15 protein-coding genes and 1 pseudogene are annotated in these 16941 nt (G+C 53.0%); 7 read left to right on the plus strand and 9 right to left on the minus strand.

The window, feature by feature from the left end; genetic code table 11:
• Positions 1 to 129 precede the first annotated feature (129 nt).
• From ABV298_RS22510 to ABV298_RS22520, 3 genes are all read right to left on the minus strand, one after another.
• Positions 130 to 1311, minus strand: a complete 1182-nt coding sequence (locus tag ABV298_RS22510; RefSeq protein WP_353718408.1) for an efflux RND transporter periplasmic adaptor subunit — start codon at positions 1309 to 1311, stop codon at positions 130 to 132.
• Positions 1312 to 1403: 92 nt separating this feature from the next.
• Entirely contained in the window at positions 1404 to 2003 is a 600-nt protein-coding gene (locus tag ABV298_RS22515) for a TetR/AcrR family transcriptional regulator (RefSeq protein WP_353718409.1), read from the minus strand.
• A gap of 134 nt (positions 2004 to 2137) precedes the next feature.
• Complete coding sequence (locus ABV298_RS22520; RefSeq protein ID WP_353718410.1) at positions 2138 to 3817, minus strand: L,D-transpeptidase family protein; 1680 nt, start codon at positions 3815 to 3817, stop codon at positions 2138 to 2140.
• 240 nt (positions 3818 to 4057) lie between these two features.
• Between ABV298_RS22520 and ABV298_RS22525 the strand changes: the two genes are divergently transcribed.
• The 4 genes from ABV298_RS22525 to ABV298_RS22540 all read left to right on the plus strand — a co-directional run bounded on the left by ABV298_RS22525 (position 4058) and on the right by ABV298_RS22540 (position 7840).
• The gene (locus tag ABV298_RS22525; protein WP_353718411.1) at positions 4058 to 4222 is read left to right on the plus strand and encodes a hypothetical protein; all 165 of its coding nucleotides are present in this window, start codon (positions 4058 to 4060) and stop codon (positions 4220 to 4222) included.
• 122 nt (positions 4223 to 4344) lie between these two features.
• A complete protein-coding gene (locus ABV298_RS22530) occupies positions 4345 to 5658 on the plus strand; it encodes a Gfo/Idh/MocA family oxidoreductase (protein WP_353718412.1) in 1314 nt (437 codons plus the stop codon).
• Between the two features lie 16 nt (positions 5659 to 5674).
• A complete protein-coding gene (locus ABV298_RS22535) occupies positions 5675 to 6802 on the plus strand; it encodes a hypothetical protein (protein ID WP_353718413.1) in 1128 nt (375 codons plus the stop codon).
• Between the two features lie 120 nt (positions 6803 to 6922).
• Complete coding sequence (locus ABV298_RS22540; protein WP_353718414.1) at positions 6923 to 7840, plus strand: cation diffusion facilitator family transporter; 918 nt, start codon at positions 6923 to 6925, stop codon at positions 7838 to 7840.
• Here the strand turns inward: ABV298_RS22540 and ABV298_RS22545 are convergent, their stop codons facing one another.
• A complete protein-coding gene (locus tag ABV298_RS22545) occupies positions 7841 to 8815 on the minus strand; it encodes an AraC family transcriptional regulator (protein ID WP_353718415.1) in 975 nt (324 codons plus the stop codon).
• Between the two features lie 89 nt (positions 8816 to 8904).
• Between ABV298_RS22545 and ABV298_RS22550 the strand changes: the two genes are divergently transcribed.
• Entirely contained in the window at positions 8905 to 9882 is a 978-nt protein-coding gene (locus ABV298_RS22550) for an NAD(P)-dependent oxidoreductase (RefSeq protein WP_353718416.1), read from the plus strand.
• Between the two features lie 248 nt (positions 9883 to 10130).
• Here the strand turns inward: ABV298_RS22550 and ABV298_RS22555 are convergent, their stop codons facing one another.
• The 5 genes and pseudogenes from ABV298_RS22555 to ABV298_RS22575 all read right to left on the minus strand — a co-directional run bounded on the left by ABV298_RS22555 (position 10131) and on the right by ABV298_RS22575 (position 13298).
• Positions 10131 to 10523, minus strand: coding sequence for a VOC family protein (locus ABV298_RS22555; RefSeq protein ID WP_353718417.1), 393 nt, complete (start codon positions 10521 to 10523; stop codon positions 10131 to 10133).
• An 11-nt stretch (positions 10524 to 10534) separates the two neighbouring features.
• Positions 10535 to 10975 carry a VOC family protein gene (locus ABV298_RS22560; protein WP_353718418.1) on the minus strand — a complete coding sequence of 147 codons (441 nt, stop codon included), beginning with the start codon at positions 10973 to 10975 and terminating at the stop codon, positions 10535 to 10537.
• 73 nt (positions 10976 to 11048) lie between these two features.
• Entirely contained in the window at positions 11049 to 11618 is a 570-nt protein-coding gene (locus ABV298_RS22565; RefSeq protein WP_353718419.1) for a helix-turn-helix transcriptional regulator, read from the minus strand.
• Positions 11619 to 11655: 37 nt separating this feature from the next.
• Positions 11656 to 11793: pseudogene (locus tag ABV298_RS22570) on the minus strand (DUF6597 domain-containing transcriptional factor); the annotation flags it as partial.
• 2 nt (positions 11794 to 11795) lie between these two features.
• Positions 11796 to 13298, minus strand: coding sequence for an arylsulfatase (locus tag ABV298_RS22575; protein WP_353718420.1), 1503 nt, complete (start codon positions 13296 to 13298; stop codon positions 11796 to 11798).
• Positions 13299 to 13413: 115 nt separating this feature from the next.
• On the opposite strand from ABV298_RS22575, the gene ABV298_RS22580 reads away from it, so the two are divergent.
• Both ABV298_RS22580 and ABV298_RS22585 read left to right on the plus strand, forming a co-directional pair.
• Complete coding sequence (locus ABV298_RS22580; RefSeq protein WP_353718421.1) at positions 13414 to 15159, plus strand: ABC transporter ATP-binding protein; 1746 nt, start codon at positions 13414 to 13416, stop codon at positions 15157 to 15159.
• Positions 15143 to 16900, plus strand: coding sequence for an ABC transporter ATP-binding protein (locus ABV298_RS22585; protein ID WP_353718422.1), 1758 nt, complete (start codon positions 15143 to 15145; stop codon positions 16898 to 16900). Before ABV298_RS22580 ends, ABV298_RS22585 begins: the two co-directional genes overlap by 17 nt.
• Positions 16901 to 16941: the final 41 nt, after the last annotated feature.

Genomic DNA, 16941 nt, shown 5'->3' on the forward strand with positions numbered 1-16941 from the left:
TTTGGATTTGTCCCCGGTCGCGGGGCTCATGATCGAGTGTTTTGGCAAAGCGGGAGCGGTCCATCGCACTGTAAAAATGCGATGGGGCTCTGCTAATTGGTGTGGAACGGTTGTAAACCTTTTACACGCTTAGATCGGGTTGGCGTGCAGCAAGCTGTCCATCGACATTTTTTGTGGTGCGATGGCCATGCCGTCGCGCAGCCTGTCCAGACCGGCGTACACGATTTTTTCTCCCGGTTTCAAGCCTTTGGAAATCACATAATAGCGTCCGCTGCGATCGGCCACGGTTACGGGACGTCCCTCGACTTTATTGCTGTCGAGCACGGTGTAAACAAACACCTTGTCCTGCAATTCGAAGGTCGCTTCCTGCGGGATCAGCACCGATTTCGCAAGTTGGCGCGGTATACGGATCCTGCCCGTGTTACCCGAGCGCAGCAGCCCGTTTCCGTTCGGGAACGTCGCACGGAAGTTAATGGCGCCCATGGTTTTATCAAACTGTCCTTCAACGACTTCCACCTTTCCTTTTTGCGGGTAGATGCTGTTGTCGGCCAGTACGAGTTCAACCGGCGGGATGTTTTTGATCTTCTGTTCGATCGTATTACCTTCAAATTCCTGCTTGAAGTCGAGGAAATCGAGCTCGCTCATCGAGAAATACACATGGATATCCTTCGTTTCCGAAAGTACCGTCAGCGCTTCCATTGTGCCTTTGCCCACCAGGCTACCGGTTTTAAACGGAATAGTGCCGATATACCCGTCGGCAGGTGCTGTAATGGACGTGTAGCCGAGATTGATTTTCGCGGCGTCCACAGCTGCCTGCGCCTGTGCGACATTTGCCTTGGCGGCGTCGTAAGCGGCTTTGGCGGTTTTAAGCTGAACGTCGGATACGACTTTGTTGGCTACCAGTGGCGTAAGCTTTTCGACGTTGATCGAAGCGCTTTCCAGGGCGGCTTTGGCCGATTGCAGGCTTGCTTTGGCGGTATTGAGCTGCTCGGTGTACGGACGGGCGTCGATATGGAACAGAACCTGGCCCTTGCGCACGTACGCGCCCTCGTCCACGGAAATACGGTCGAGATAGCCATCCACCTGCGGACGGATCTCGATATCGCGGCTTCCCTGGATCGACGCCGTAAATTCCCGGTAGGAGGTTACCTGATGATCGCTAACGGTGATAACCGGTAACGCCTGTGCGGGCGGGGCGGAGGCGGGTGCGTTGGCGGTGGATGAACCACAGCTATATATGGCTGCGGAGCCCGCGGCCAGTAATAGGAGTGCGGATAGCCTTTTTACTGTTTTTAGTTGAACGGTTTTCATGGATGTGGACATTTTTGCGGTGATAATCAATTGTTTGCGAATAGGTAGTGAAGTTATTATTACTAACGGTGTTAGCCAGCGGTTAAAAAAAATCAGAGATTCTTGATGAATGCGTTAAGCGTGTCGTCCATTACCTTTTTGTTCATTTGAGAGTCGTCGATATCCGAGCAGCGCATCATAACGATGGAAATCAGACCGTGGAGTACTGACCAGAACGCGTAAATTTTGAAGCAAGTTTCCTCATCTGAAGATTTTTTATCTTTTACGATTCCCTGGATTGCCTCGCCGATGTGTTCGCGGAAGCTGTTGAACTCCGGTTTCGCCTTGCCGGGGCTTGAACAGGGCATTCCCAAACCGTACATGAGCTGATAGTATTCGGGATTTTTAAAAGCGAAATTCCAGTAAGTTTCGGCGTGGGCCCTTAGCCGTTCTTCCGGGTCCGCGTATTTACGCTTGTCCTTTTCCAGCAATCTATCGAGTAACCGGAAACCATCCATAGAAAGTTCAAAAAGGATCGCTTCTTTATTTTCGAAATGATCGTAGATCACCGGTACGCTATATTCGATCGCATCGGCTATCTTCCTGATCGACAGGGATTGCCAACCTTCTTCCTTGACCAGTTGCAAAGCCACGGCCAGAATGTTGGTCCGCATATTTTCTTTCTGCCGTATTTTTCGTTCGAGGATTCCCATGGTAATTCAAGATTTACCTAACGATGTTAGCAAAGGTAAGACGGCTTTTCGATAATATCAACCGCCGACCGGTAACATACAGGTTACCTCCGCCTGTCTGATCAGGGCTTAAAAATCATGCCCGTAACAGTTTGTCAGCGACCGGCGGCCTGGGCAACAGGCATTTCCGTATTGCCGAAAAGTCTTTCCTCCATTTTGCGGTCGTGCCCATACACGTCCTTGCGAAATTGCAGGTTGCCGTGCTGGTCCACCCAGGACGTGAAATAGCCAATAAAAACCGGTATTTCATTCTTCCCGCGCAGCCGTACATATTTTTCCTTGCCCGCATTCATAGCCGCTGTGATTTTCTCGCTGGTCCACGTGCTATCCTTGCGCAAGAGCCATTCCGCCAGTTTTTTGGGCTCGGAAAGGCGGATGCAACCATGGCTGAACGCCCGCTGGCTTTCCTTGAAAAGGCTTTTACTGGGCGTATCGTGGAAATAAATGCTGTAACTGTTTGGAAAGAGGAATTTGACCAGCCCCAGCGAGTTGGATTTGCCCGGTTTCTGCCGCACCGAGCCACCGTTCCACTCCATATTATGGCGTGCCAGGTAGTTACGATTTTTCTTAATTCCGGGTAAAACCTCCTTTTTGAGAATGCTCGCAGGGACATTCCAATAAGGGCTGAACACTATCTGATTTAAAGTACCTGAAAAAATGACAGTGCTATTGGCCTCCGAACCGACCACAACGACCATATCGAATGACAATTTGCCCTGTTCGTAGGCATGGAGCGTGAACTCGGGAATATTTACCAGAATGTAGTCGGTAGGAGGGGCCGCGGGCATCCAGCGAATGCGTTCCATATTGATGAGCATCTGGCGGATCCGGCTGGCGATGGGTACATTCAATTCCCTGAAAAATGCCGGGCCGGTAATGCCGGTCTGTTTCTGGCCGACGCGCTGCTGGAAATGCTTTACCGCGTTTACGAGTGTGGTGTCGAAAACCGGCGTGCTATCCGGTTCGGGCAAGTCGCCCAGCAAATGCAGGCGCGTTTTCAAAGCGGTAATAAGCGTGTCGCGGTCGCCCTCGCGGAATTTCTTTTCGGTATCCACCGTGGCCGGCTCGCCGTTTTTAGTCAGGGTGTAATATTGTAACACCTTCTCTTTTAGTAAATTGTAATGCCTGTTCACCGGCTCGTAAGCCGAAAGGTTCTGTCCCTTGTTTTTCAGAAGCGAATCCAGGAAAACTTCCGGGTTCAGTTTCCGGCGCGGGATAAACCAGTTGAGCTCCTGCGTATTGATTTTATGGTCGCCGGAATAGGCACGGTCGGTGTAGCGGAAGAACTGCGCCGTCAATGCCAGTTCCGTGTCCACGACCAACGCGTTGTCGGGGCTGATCTTTTTCAGTTGCGCAAGCGAGTCGACCGCTTTGTCGAGCGACGGATCGTAAAGCGAGCTATCGCCTGAATAATGGATGTAATCGTTCCGCAAGCTCCGGAAGATCGGTACGAACTCGGCCATGCCATCCGGGAAAAACCATGCGTACTGGTAATTCCGGTGGTTGTAAAAGCTGCGTAACCGGGCGGTAAGACTGTCGTCCAGCGTATGCGCGGCCACGTAGGAAGCCAGCGCCGTTGTGTCGATAAAGAGCTCTGTAAAGGAGTTCTCGACCGTAATGGTCGTATCGCGGACAGCGATTTCGGTTTTCTTTTCGGATGTTTTGCGGCAGGCTGCGGCGAAGAGCGCCAGGGCAAGAAACAATGCGGTTTTCTTCATGTGCGAAAGGACGTCATGGACGAAGCCAATATAAGTCTTTGCCGTTAAAAATTTCATTCAAGCCGCAGGATTATCAAAATAGGATTGCGGAACAGTCCCGGTTATCTTGTCCGCGATTTGGTTTTTTGTTGTTGATTTCTGCCCGGGTACCATGAAGCTGATGCATGGTCCCGGGTTTTTTGTTGGCGGTTGCGAAAGGCAGATTAGATTTTTATTATAATCCATAATTCCTCTTACATGTGCTTACGATTCCCGCTTTCTTTGCGCTTATTTTTTGTACACCAATTAGACGAACTCATGACGCTCCTCAGTTTTGCACTTCGGATCAAAGAAGTCAGGGATTTGCAAAATTCCTATGCTGCCACGCGCGACATCGATATCCTCGCTCGTCTGAAAGATATGGAGAAAGAGCTGGATAGGCTGATTCACAGCATTGTAGCAACACCACGTAACCCCTTCTGATGCCTCTTGCCGGCTACGGGAAACTCAACACTCCCCGTGGCCGGCGCTATTCCGCACACATGGTGGGTAACATCGGCGGGTTGATAACTTTTGAGAAGTAATCAACCTGATCCGACAAACCTATGACCCATTCAAGACGCAACTTCCTTACCACCGCTTCGGCGCTTGCCGCCGGCGCCGGCCTCTCGGCCATTATCCCGTCATCCGTTTCCGCATTTGCACCAGTTTCGGCAGCCGACAAAATAAGGATCGGCGCCATCGGTATCAATGGAATGGGCTGGGCGGATTTGAATGCAATCCTCAAAAACCAGGGCACGGAATGCGTGGCGCTTTGTGACGTGGATAAGAATGTGCTCGACAAACGCGCGGCCGAGCTGGCAAAAGGCGGCACGAAAGTCAAGACCTACGGCGATTACAGGCAGTTGCTGGCCGACAAGGACATCGACGCGGTGGTGATCGGTACGCCCGACCACTGGCATTGCCTGATGATGGTCGAGGCTTGTCAGGCGGGGAAGGATATTTACGTGGAAAAGCCGATCGGAAATTCCATTGCCGAATGCCGGGCGATGGTAGCCGCCCAGCAGCGCTATAACCGCGTGGTGCAGGTGGGGCAATGGCAACGCAGCCAGAAGCATTTCAGAGAAGCGATCGATTTTGTACATTCCGGCAAGCTCGGGAAAATAAGGCTGGTGAAGGTGTGGGGCTATTTCGCGTGGGTAAACCCGATTACGAAACTGCCGGATGGTGACCCGCCGGCCGGAGTGGATTATAAAATGTGGCTTGGACCGGCTCTGAACAGGCCGTTCAACCCCAACCGTTTTCACTTCAATTTCCGCTGGTTCTGGGATTACGCGGGCGGGCTCATGACCGACTGGGGTGTGCATTTGCTCGATTACGCTTTGCTGGGGATGAAATCGGCCACACCCAACAGCATTATGGCCGCAGGCGGGAAGTTCGCTAACCGGGATTCCGGCGCCGAAACGCCCGACACGCTCACCACCGTGTTCGAATTCGACGATTTCAATATCCAGTGGGAACACGCCATGGGCATCGATGGAGGCCCGTACGCACGCGAGCACGGAATCGCCTATATCGGCAACAATGGAACGCTGGTCCTGAACCGCGACGGCTGGGAAGTGATCCCCGAAGGCAAGCGAATGGAAGCCGTCGGGTTTCGGAAAGCCTCGGACAATGGGCTGGACCTGCATGCCGCGAATTTTATCGATGTCGTAAGGTCCAGGAAAATGACCGACCTGAATGCGCCTATTCAAGTCGGCGCTGATATTGCCATATTTTCCCAAATGGGCAATATCGCCTACCGGACGGGAAAGAAAATTTACTGGGACAAAGAGAAAGGGAAATTTACCGACGGTGAGGCCAACAAGCTCATCGCCAAGGAGTATCATAATGGCTATAAGCTGCCGTCTGTTTCATAATTGCAATTCATAAGATATGAGGAATAGCTGTATTTTTTTGATCTGGTGCCTGCTGTTTACAATTCAGGTGGTGATGGCCCAGCCGTCCGGGAAGGCGGGCGCAACGAAGCGGTATCTCTATGTGGCCACGCCGGGTATCCGCGATTACCTGGGTTACGGCGGCCACGGGTTGCTCGTTTTTGATATCGACAACAACCATCGCTTCGTCAAAAGGATCGCCACCCGTGGTTTGCATCCCAACGGCAAACCTTCGAACGTAAAAGGCATCGCGGTAAGCCTGCCGCTGAACAGCATTTATATCAGCACCCTCGAAGGCTTGCAACGCATCGATCTCACGACCGAAAAAGTGGTTTGGGAAGAACCGTTCGAAGGCGGCTGCGACCGGATGGCAATCTCCCCCGACGGCCGGATAATGTACCTGCCGTCGCTGGAAAAAGGTTTCTGGAATGTGGTGAATTGTGAAACGGGCGACATTATTAAAAAGATCAACGTGCATAAGAGGGCGCATAACACGATCTATGGGGCCGCCGGCAATGCGGTATATATGGGCGACATAGCGAGCCCATGGCTTCACATCGCCGATCCGAAGACGCACGAGCTGGTCGGTAACGTAGGGGAATTCGATAATTATGTGCGGCCATTCACCGTCAACGCGGACGAATCCCTCGCTTATGTGACGGTCGACAGCTTGCTGGGTTTCGAGGTCGGCGACATTAAAAAAGGCACGAGAATAGCGCATATCGAAGTGCAGGGCTGGGAGCGGGGGCCTGTGCGGAGGCACGGTAACCCTAGTCACGGCATCGGCCTTACGCCCGACGAGACGGAAATATGGCTTTGCGACGGCCACAATATGCGGATGCATGTTTTCAGCGCGAAACCACCTTACCAGCAACTGACTACCATTCCGGTGCAGGATATGCCGGGCTGGGTTACTTTCAGCATGGACGGGCGCTATGCCTATCCGTCGAGCGGCGAGGTGATCGACGTCAAAACCCGCAAAATCGTGACTACCCTGACCGACGAGTTCCACAACAATGTAGCGAGTGAAAAGATGGTTGAAGTGCAGTTTACAGGCGGGAAGCTCGCACGGGCGGGCGATCAGTTCGGCGTCGGGCGCAGGGGCGCACAAACTGCGGGGAAATAACCCGGGTTTCAGGAAATTTCACAAACTGGTAATGAGCCCGGCGGAACTTGCTTTCGGCCGCAGGTCTTTTTAACTTATTCAGGATAACTGCGCCGGTGTTCGTGCGGTTATCCACGTGCTATGAATGAGAGACAAAAACGGCTCAGGGAACGGCGGCTGATCAAGCTATCGATCGTTATCGGTTCGGCATTTACGATCTGGGCCATCGTGGTCGGCATCGCCGGCGATTCCAAATCCATTATTTTCGATGCCCTTTTCTCGATGGTCGGGATCAGTCTGTCGGGGGTGTCGCTGCTGGTGAACAACTTCGTCCGCAAGCCCGACGACGACGATTTGCCGTTCGGCAGAGCGCAGTTCGAGCCGTTTTCGATGACGCTGCAGTCGGCCGTGATCATTTTCCTCTGTTTGTATTCGCTCGCCACGTCGGTCATGGATATCATCAACGGCGGAAAGCTCGTCGAGCTCGATATCGCATTGCCGTACCTGATCGCTTCCATCATCGGCTGTTTTTTGCTCTGGATCTATTTCAGAAGAATGGCGTTACAAATCCGCTCGGAATATGTTCGCATAGAAGCCACCGAGTGGCAGCTCGACGCGCTCCTGAGCACGGGCGTGCTGGTAGTGTTATCGCTCGGGTACTTTTTGCGGGGTACGTCGCTGGCCTTCCTCATCCCGTACCTCGACCCCGGAATGGTCATCGTCATTTCCATTCTTTTTCTGCGCATTCCGGTCCGGACGTTTTGGAAAAACATCCGCGAATTGCTCCAATTCGCGCCCGACGACGAGGTGGAAGAGAAAATACATCAGGAAGCCGAAGCGATTTCGAAACGCTACGGTTTTATAGACGAATATGTGCGTGTAGCCAAAACAGGCAGCAGCTACACCATTGAAATAGACTTCCTGCTGCCCGAAGACCTGGCGCACACGCAGGTGAAAGAGCTGGACGCGATCCGGCAGGAACTTTACGACCGTATCAAAGGCGATTACAAAATGTGGCTCACTATTTCATTCACGACCGAGCGAAAATGGATGATCTGATCAAAGCCTGCCGAGCTGCATTTGCTTGGGTGTAATGCCGAATTTCCTTTTGAATGCCTGTATAAAATTACTGCTGTTGGCATAACCGACTGCCGCCGCCACTCCATCGACGGTTATGCCCGCGTCGAGCAACAGCTGCCGGGCGTGAAGCATCCGTTTTTCATGGACCAGCTCGTATACGGTGGTATTGTATTTCAGTTTAAAGCCCTCCCGGATCTGATGTTCCGAAAGTCGCGAGCGGCTGGCGACGGCTTCCAGGGATCCGGTGGTAAGGAAATGCATGCCTAGGTACTCATATATTTCGGCGAGCTCGCGGTCGGCATCGGAACGAACGGCGGGAGCGGCAGACTGTCCGCGGTATTGTTGCAATTGCAAAGCCAGCAATTCCAGGATTTTGCCATTCAGGTACATTTCCGACAGGTCGTCGGCTACGGGCGCATGCAGGATGCGTTGCAAAACCGAATGCATTTCGGCACTTACCGGCGCGGCTCTTTCGAAAAGCGCCAATGGCTTCCCCTCTTCCAGGGCATTTTCAAGCTGCTTTACGGGGTTGCCGTTTTGTTGCAGGAATTGCTGCAAATGCTCTTTTTTGAGGATCAATGCGAGGTATTCGAAGCCGGTTTGCCGATTGTAGAAAATATCCGAGTCGAAGTTTTCGGAATAATAAATGTTGTATTCGGCCGGGCGCAGCGGGTGCTCGCCGGGAATGTCACGGAACCGTGCGTTCGAATGTCCCCTCAGCTGAAAATGCAGGCTGATATGCGGGTCGCTTTTCATCCCGCGGATTTGCATATCCTGCAAGAAATCGGCCTGGAACCGGATAATTCCGAAATTGCGGGCGTAGATATTCCTGACGCGATGGTTTACAAAGGGAATCCGCGGCGCGTGGTGTTCGAACATATCCACCGAAGGCTGCGAAAGAAACTTTCTGCCTGCGATTTCCCTGTACGATTCATTGTCAATGATATAGGCCATACACAAATTTCAATGTTTTTATCGGCTATCCCAATATTTTTCCGGGACCAGCGCCCATACCTTTGCGGGAAAATTGCATTGAAAACGCCATGAGTATTTTAGTAACAGGGAGCGCCGGGCATTTGGGCGAGGCGCTGATGCGCACACTCGGTACGCGGGCGACGGGCCTGGACATCAAACATTCGGCCTATACGGACCTGGTCGGGGATATCGCCGACAGGGATTTTGTCAGGACAGCCATGCGGGGCATTCGTACCGTCATTCACACGGCTACCTTGCATAAGCCCCACGTGGCGACGCACAGCAAGCAGGATTTTGTGGATACCAACATCACCGGCACGCTTAATCTGCTCGAAGAAGCGGTGCTTCAAGGGATTTCCACCTTTCTTTTTACCAGTACCACCAGCACGTTCGGTGCGGCGATGAATCCGGCCAAAGGCGAGCCCGCGGCATGGATAACCGAGGACGTGATGCCGCAGCCTAAGAACATTTACAGCGTTACCAAACTCGCCGCCGAAAGCCTTTGCGAGCTTTTTCATCGGAAGGCCGGCTTGCCGGTACTGATCCTGCGGACTTCGCGCTTCTTCCCCGAAGACGACGATAATGCCGAAACCCGCCGGCGGTACGCCACGCCCAACGTGCAGGCACTGGAGCTGCTTTACCGCCGGGTCGACATCGCCGACGCCGTTTCTGCGCACCTATCAGCCGTGGGAAAAGCTGGAACAATCGGTTTCGGCAAATACATTATTTCCGCCACCACACCATTTACGCCCGCGCATCTGGCGCAACTACACACCGATGCGCCCGCGGTTATCCGTTCGCTCTACCCCGAATGCGAAGGTTTATTCGAAGCGGAGGGCTGGAAACTATTTCCGGAAATCGATCGTGTGTATGTGAACGCACGTGCGCAGCGGGAGCTCGGGTGGGAGCCGCAATACGATTTTGAGCATGTGCTGCGCTGCCTGCGGAATGGCGTGGATTTCCGGAGCGACCTGGCCCGGGAAGTCGGTAGCAAGGGGTATCATGAGGAGGACTTCGAGGAAGGACCGTTTCCTGTCGAGTCATAGGAGGAAATAGTAATTGTTGTTATATCCCTACGGGATTTTGATATACCGGTTCAGGAACGACCATCTACCAATGTTGCGTGCCTGACGGCACTTTTTCGGCAGGAGACTCAATCGCGTTAGCGATGGATATTGGTAGCGAACAGCCGTAAACCTAGGCAATCAATGCCGCAGGCATGTAACAACGATCTTCAAGGTTTCTGGTGGGGTATCCGTTGCTATATTGGCCGATAGTGCCGATAGCCTGACCCCTAGTCGGTCTCCGTGCAAATCTCCACAAGGAACCCGTTCAAATCCCTCACGTAAGAGACTACCTGTCCCCAGGGTTTGGTTTTTGGTTGAGAAACCAGCGTTGCGCCTGCATCCAGTGCTTTTTGAAATGCTTCCTCCACATTGTCGACCGTAAATCCGATTTCAAATGCAAACGGTTTCGCGGTGGGATCGCTTTCCGTAAAGCCTTCCGGGACATTGGTTGCCGCCAGTTGCGTATGAGCGAAAGAGAGTATCGTGTCGCCGGTAAGCAGCTCGCCGTAATCGTTGCCGGGAGAAATGAATTTTCTCCGGAAACCGAACGCATTTTCGTAGAATTCGATGGTCGCTGCTACGTCCCTGACATACAGGATGGTGTATGCGAATTTTGCCATATTACTGAAATTCAAAGATGATCGATGGGCTTATGTCCAAGCACGTTGCCCGACGGGTCCACGTGTATGAACGGGTTCTGTGAAATTTCCCAGATATTTCCTTCCGGGTCCGCAAACAGGAAGTAGCAGCCGCCAAAAGGAGGTTCGGTGATCGTTTGCACGATGTTTACTTTTTTTGCCGACAGCTCCTCATAAATGCTTTCCACCTCATCCCGGGAATTGACCATCAGCGCCATATTGAATGGCCGGAAACCGCTTCCTGCCGGGTCCGCATTATTGAATTTCGCAAGGTCTTTCCTGCCGAAGAGGCTCAGTAAAATCCCGTTCAGTTTGAAAAATACGATATTCTGGTTAGCCGCTTCTATTTTCCAGCCGAGGGTGCCGGCATAAAAGTCGCGCAGAGCGAAAAGATCGTCCGCGGCGAGCGTGAGCACACTAAGTCGTTGTTCCATGGTGTTGTTTGTCGGATGATGCGATAAAATTAGAAGGTGCCGCAGCAACGCTGTTTGGAAAAATGCGACAAAATCAGAGCAGCGACGGAGCGACGCCGGCATGCCTGCGGATTTCGTTGCTTAGATGGGCATGGTCGTAGTAACCGGCTTCGAGCGCGATATCGAGCAGGGTTGGCATCGCATTGTTTTTGATCAATCGCAAAGCGTACCGGAAACGTATCACATTGAGGAATTCCTTCGGACTGAGGCCGATGTGCATTTTGAACGCACGTTGCAATTGCCGCACGCTGACGCAGTGGTTGCGTGCAAGCACAGGAACGTCGACCAAACCGTTCCGGGATTCGATTTCCGTTATAACGGGCGTCAGTTGCGGTTGCCGCTCGGGCAGCTTTCGCAGAAAAAACTCGTCGAGGTAATATTTGAGCCCATTGCGGAGCCCTTTGCGGGTCCCACGCAGGTCGGGAGCGAGTTTATTATCAAATTCGACAGTCCGGTCGGTATATTCGTGCAGGGAGTCGTATTCATAAAAGGCGGCAAATCCCGCCGGCCGGAAGCGTATGCCGGCGAGATGGGAATGGGGTGAAATGCTGGTTTCGATGGCCGTCGACATCGTTCCTACCAGATAACAATGCTCGTTTTTCATAAAGAAGCCGTCCGGCCCGGGGGAGCTCGTCCTCTCCGAGGTTTACAATGATGTCGACGCAACCGTCGGGCAGAATTGTTGCGACCGTTACGGGCATATTGTCGCCAACTACCTGCCAGTAGGCATCGATATAGGGCGCCAGCGCCGGATGGGGTTGGTATTCGATATAGGCCATAGCTACTTTTCACTCGCCGCAATCACCGGCATTACAAACTGCCAGGCGGCATTCGCGGGCTCCCGGTGTTCCTTTTTGACAATTTCGTCAAATTTTTTCAGAATCTCCGGGTGTTTTGTCGCGAGATCGGTGGTTTCGTTGCGATCGGTTTTGAGGTTGAAAAGCTGCCACGGATTGCCCGGATTTTTACGCAGGTCGGTTTTTACGCCCTTCCAGTCACCCATCCGGATGGCGATCTGGCCGCCCTTTTCGGGGAATTCAAAATAGAGGTAAGGATGTTTTTTCTGCCGGTTGGTCTGTCCTAATAGTTCAGGCAGAAAGGAAATGCCGTCGGTTGGAGGTGTTGGCTGGCCTGTCAGTTCCGCTAATGTAGCCAAAAGGTCGAATTGGGCCGAAATATGGTCAGTTACGCGTCCCGGCTTGATTTTTCCCGGCCAGCGCGCGATGAAGGGCTCGCGGATACCGCCTTCGTAAACGTCCATTTTCAATCCGCGAAGGCCTGCCACGCTATTAAAGAATTGTGCGTTTACACCACCATTGAAAGTGGCGCCATTATCGCTGCTGAACATCACTATTGTATTCCCGTCCAGGCCCAGGGTTTTAAGTTTATCCAAAATAATACCGACCTGATCGTCCAGATAAGTGATCATCGCCGCATAAGTCGATAGCGGGTATTTCGTGGAGGCATAGCCTTTCTCTCCGTAGTAGGGTTTCTCGTCAAATTGCCCGATGTACTTCTTAACGTATTCGTCTGGCGCTTGCAACGATACGTGCGGTATCGTATAGGGCATATAGAGAAAGAAAGGCCTGTCTTTGCTCCGGTCGATAAATGCCAATGCCTTTTCGGTCATTTTTGCGGGGGCATATTCCTTGCCTTTGAACGACTCGAAATCCGCGTCGGTGGCTGTGGCGGGGTCGAGCTTGCGGTGGACATCCTGCCAGGGCTGGGCGAGGGTATCCCAACGGTCGTTTTCCCACAAATGCGAAGGGTAAAGGTTATGGGCTTGTTTCTGGTCGAGGTAACCATAATAATAATCGAAGCCCTGCCGGGTAGGTGTGCCTTCGGTGTCGTTCATGCCCATTCCCCATTTGCCGGTGAGGGCGGTGGCATAGTCCTTTTGTTTCAGGAGCTCCGCGACGGTGAATTCGGCGGCCGGCAGGGGCATTTGCCCGCGCTCTTCCTCGTCGCGGAACCCGCCAAGTTCGAAATTGCCTCGGATGGCCGAGTGCCCCGCGTGCTTGCCCGTCATGAGCATCGCGCGGGCGGGCGCGCATACGGGCGTGCCTGTGTAATGCTGCGTGAAACGGATGCCTTCTTTCGCAAGGCGGTCGAGGTTGGGCGTTTTGATTTTTTGCTGGCCGTAGCAGCCCAGCTCGCCGTAGCCGAGGTCGTCGGCGTAGATGTAAATGATATTTGGCAGCTTATCCAGCCGTGGTCCGGGATTTTGGGCCAGGGCGGCGGTGGTCGCCATTAATGCAATCAACAAGAAATCCAGGCGGTGCATGGTTACGGGTTGGGTTTGAAATGCGGGAATTTAACCAAAATTTAACCACCGCAACGGGCAGTGATTCAAAACTATACCTTGTTATATTTGTCGCCGTATCCAATGCTAAACCCATATGTCCGAAAAAGCCAACCCCGGAGCGCCGAAACAGCCGGGTATATCCAGCATTCTGGCTCCATACAAGGGGTTGATTGCCTTGCTGTTGCTATTCGCATTACTCAGCAACGGCATTAATCTCTGGCTGCCCAAACTGGTGGCCGACGGCATCGACGACTACACGCACCACCGTTTCGATCTGAACCGGACCCTCATCGAATTCACGGGCGCCGTGGTTTTCGTTTTCCTGTTCGGTTACCTGCAAAGCGTTATCCAGACCTATGCCTCCGAAAAAGTGGCCCGCGACCTGCGTACCAGGTTGTCCGACAAGATTTCGAAGCAAAGCCACGCATTCATCGAACAGACTACCGCCGCCAAGCTGCTGACCAACCTGACGGCCGACATCGATTCGATCAAGCTGTTCGTTTCCCAGGCCATTGTCGCGATCGTTTCTTCGATATTTATCATTATCGGCGCAAGTATTCTGCTGCTGACGATCAACTGGAAACTGGCATTGGCGATCCTGGCGATCATTCCGGTAATAGGGGTAATGTTCGCCATTACCTTGAAGAAAGTAAGGACTTTATTTGTGCAGAGCCGCGAGGTGATCGACTGGCTCAACAAGATCATCAATGAAAGCATCCTGGGCTCGGCCCTGATCCGCGTCGTGAATTCGCAGCAGCTCGAATATGCCAAGTTTCTGGAAGCGAATTCGAAGGCAAAGGGGTTCGGACTGGCGATCCTGAACCTTTTTGCGGGGCTGATCCCGGTGGTGACGTTCATTGCGAACCTTTCGATGCTGACGATCCTGGTACTGGGCGGGCATTTTGTAATCGAGGGCGAAATGACGCTCGGTAGCTTCGCTGCGTTCAACAGTTACCTGGCCATTCTTATTTTTCCGATTCTGGTAATCGGCTTTATGAGCAACGTGATCGCCCAGTCCACGGCTTCCTACCAACGGATTTCAGCCGTGCTGAACATGCCCGACCCGGTGGAGGGAGGTTCTTCCCGGGAGGCGTTGCAAGGCGGTATCGAATTGCGGAATGTGACAGTCCGCTATGGCGAAAAACCGGCGTTGAAGGATGTAAGCCTGTCTGTAAAACCAGGGTCGCGCATTGCCGTGATCGGACCGACCGCGGCGGGGAAAACGCAGCTGCTTTACCTGCTCACGGGGCTCATTCAGCCGCAGGAGGGAAGTGTCGGCTACGACGGCCACCCGATCGGTTATTACGACGCCGAATCGTTTCACCGGCAGGTTGGCTTCGTATTTCAGGACAGCATTATTTTTAATATGAGCATTCGCGAAAACATCGCGTTCAGTACGACGGTGACCAACGAATCGCTGCAAAAAGCCGTCGACACCGCCGAGCTGGCCGCATTTCTCGAAACTTTGCCCGATGGGCTGGATACTGTTGTCTCGGAGCGGGGGGCGAGTCTTTCGGGAGGGCAAAAGCAACGGATTATGCTGGCGAGGGCGCTTGCAATCAATCCGAAGGTGTTGCTGCTCGACGATTTTACAGCCCGTGTCGATACCAACACCGAAAAGAAGATCCTCGCGAATGTGGAGCGGAATTATCCGGGCATCACGCTTATCTCCGTAACGCAGAAAATCGCGGCGATCGAGCATTACGACCAGATTGCCGTGCTAATGGAAGGTGAGCTGATCGGCTGCGGGACGCATGGCGAACTGATCGAGACGAGCCCCGAATATGTTCAGATTTTCAATTCGCAACAAAGTACCAGCAACTATGAATTACGATCTTAACAAGCTGTCTGAGGAACAGCAAAAAGCCTCCACATTCAAGGCGCTGGGCAAGTTGCTGACCCTTATCGCCCATGAGCGAGGAAACCTGGCACTGGCGGTGTGCGCCATGACGCTCAACACGGCCGTGAACCTTTTCGGGCCGTTCCTGATCGGGCATGCGATAGACCGGTATGTGGTAACGAAGCAGTTCCACGGCCTGCTCGTTTTCGGCGGCATTTTGTTGGCGATGTATCTGCTGGGGCTGGCGACCGCCTACACCCAGACGAAGCTGATGGGCGGGGTAGGGCAGCGGTTGCTTTTCACCCTCCGTAATGCCATTTTCAACAAGTTACAGCAGCTTCCGGTCGCTTTTTTCAATCAGAACAAGGCCGGTGACCTGATCTCGCGCGTCAATAACGACACCGACAAACTGAACCAGTTCTTTTCGCAGTCGCTGATGCAATTCATGGGAAGCATTTTCACAATGTTGGGCGCGGGTATTTTTCTATTGGTAATCAATGTAAAACTGGGCGCAGCGGCCCTGGCGCCGGCGGTGGTGATCCTCATTTTTACAATGGCGCTTTCGCCGTGGGTAAAGGCGACCAACGCCCAAAACCTGAAAAGCACCGGGGCGCTGAGTGCCGAGATCCAGGAGAGTCTGAACAATTTCAAAGTCGTGATCGCTTTCAACCGACGCGATTATTTCAGGCAACGCTTTCAGTTGGCCAATCTGCAAAACTACCGGACGGCAATCCGCGCCGGTCTGGCCAACAACATTTTTTTGCCCACTTATTCTTTCTTTTCCAATATCGCGCAGCTCCTCGTGCTGACCTACGGCATTCATTTGATCAGCATAGGTGAGTTTACGGTCGGATTGCTGGTCAGCTACCTCGCTTATGCCGTAAATTTTTACAACCCGTTGAGGCAACTGGCGGCGTTGTGGACGAGTTTCCAGGTGGCGATGGCCGGCTGGGACCGTATTTCGCAAATCCTCGCGCTGGAAACCGACCTTGTCACCGTGGCCGAAGCGCCCCGACAAGCCGATGGCGCATTGCTGGAATTCCGCGACGTGCGCTTTGGTTACGATAGTCGTGAAATACTGCACCAGGTGAATTTTAAGCTGGAACGGGGCAAAACTTACGCGCTGATCGGTCCTACCGGCGGCGGCAAAACCACCACGGCTTCGCTCATCGCGCGCTTGTACGACCCCGGAGAGGGAACTGTGCTGCTCGACGGCCGCGACATCCGGACTTATACTCCCGAAGAGCGCAGCCGGAAGATCGGTTTTATTTTACAGGAACCGTTCCTGTTCACCGGCACGATCCGTGAGAACATTCTTTACGGGAATGAGCAGTTGAAAGATTATTCCAACGACCAGCTGGAACAGGTGATCCGAAGCGCAAACCTGGAAGAAATACTGGCGTTGTTCGAAGACGGCCTGGACACGAAAGTTTCCGCAACCGGCGACAGCACGAGCTTGGGCCAGAAGCAGCTCATTGCCTTCATGCGCGCCGTTTTGCGGAGCCCCGAGCTGTTGATCCTCGACGAAGCCACGGCCAACATAGACACGGTCACCGAAAAGCTTCTCGGGGATATCCTGAAACAACTTCCCGAATCGACCACGCAGGTTATTATCGCCCACCGTCTCAACACGATCGAGAACGCCGATGAAATATTTTTCGTGAATTCCGGCGAAGTAAACCGCGCCGGGTCACTGAGCGATGCCATGGGAATGCTGTTGAAGGGAAATACGGCTAGCTAGATTTTGGTATTTTAACGTGAGTTCCCGCAAAGTTCAGAAAT

The sequence above is a fragment of the Dyadobacter sp. 676 genome (assembly GCF_040448675.1).
Classification (GTDB): domain Bacteria; phylum Bacteroidota; class Bacteroidia; order Cytophagales; family Spirosomataceae; genus Dyadobacter.

Coding starts and splice junctions, on each gene's coding strand:
- ABV298_RS22585 (WP_353718422.1), top strand. CDS start 15,143: ATGAATTACGATCTTAACAAGCTGTCTGAGGAACAGCAAAAAGCCTCC.
- ABV298_RS22545 (WP_353718415.1), bottom strand. CDS start 8,815: ATGGCCTATATCATTGACAATGAATCGTACAGGGAAATCGCAGGCAGA.
- ABV298_RS22580 (WP_353718421.1), top strand. CDS start 13,414: ATGTCCGAAAAAGCCAACCCCGGAGCGCCGAAACAGCCGGGTATATCC.
- ABV298_RS22540 (WP_353718414.1), top strand. CDS start 6,923: ATGAATGAGAGACAAAAACGGCTCAGGGAACGGCGGCTGATCAAGCTA.
- ABV298_RS22555 (WP_353718417.1), bottom strand. CDS start 10,523: ATGGCAAAATTCGCATACACCATCCTGTATGTCAGGGACGTAGCAGCG.
- ABV298_RS22525 (WP_353718411.1), top strand. CDS start 4,058: ATGACGCTCCTCAGTTTTGCACTTCGGATCAAAGAAGTCAGGGATTTG.
- ABV298_RS22560 (WP_353718418.1), bottom strand. CDS start 10,975: ATGGAACAACGACTTAGTGTGCTCACGCTCGCCGCGGACGATCTTTTC.
- ABV298_RS22550 (WP_353718416.1), top strand. CDS start 8,905: ATGAGTATTTTAGTAACAGGGAGCGCCGGGCATTTGGGCGAGGCGCTG.
- ABV298_RS22510 (WP_353718408.1), bottom strand. CDS start 1,311: ATGAAAACCGTTCAACTAAAAACAGTAAAAAGGCTATCCGCACTCCTA.
- ABV298_RS22565 (WP_353718419.1), bottom strand. CDS start 11,618: ATGAAAAACGAGCATTGTTATCTGGTAGGAACGATGTCGACGGCCATC.
- ABV298_RS22520 (WP_353718410.1), bottom strand. CDS start 3,817: ATGAAATTTTTAACGGCAAAGACTTATATTGGCTTCGTCCATGACGTC.
- ABV298_RS22535 (WP_353718413.1), top strand. CDS start 5,675: ATGAGGAATAGCTGTATTTTTTTGATCTGGTGCCTGCTGTTTACAATT.
- ABV298_RS22515 (WP_353718409.1), bottom strand. CDS start 2,003: ATGGGAATCCTCGAACGAAAAATACGGCAGAAAGAAAATATGCGGACC.
- ABV298_RS22575 (WP_353718420.1), bottom strand. CDS start 13,298: ATGCACCGCCTGGATTTCTTGTTGATTGCATTAATGGCGACCACCGCC.
- ABV298_RS22530 (WP_353718412.1), top strand. CDS start 4,345: ATGACCCATTCAAGACGCAACTTCCTTACCACCGCTTCGGCGCTTGCC.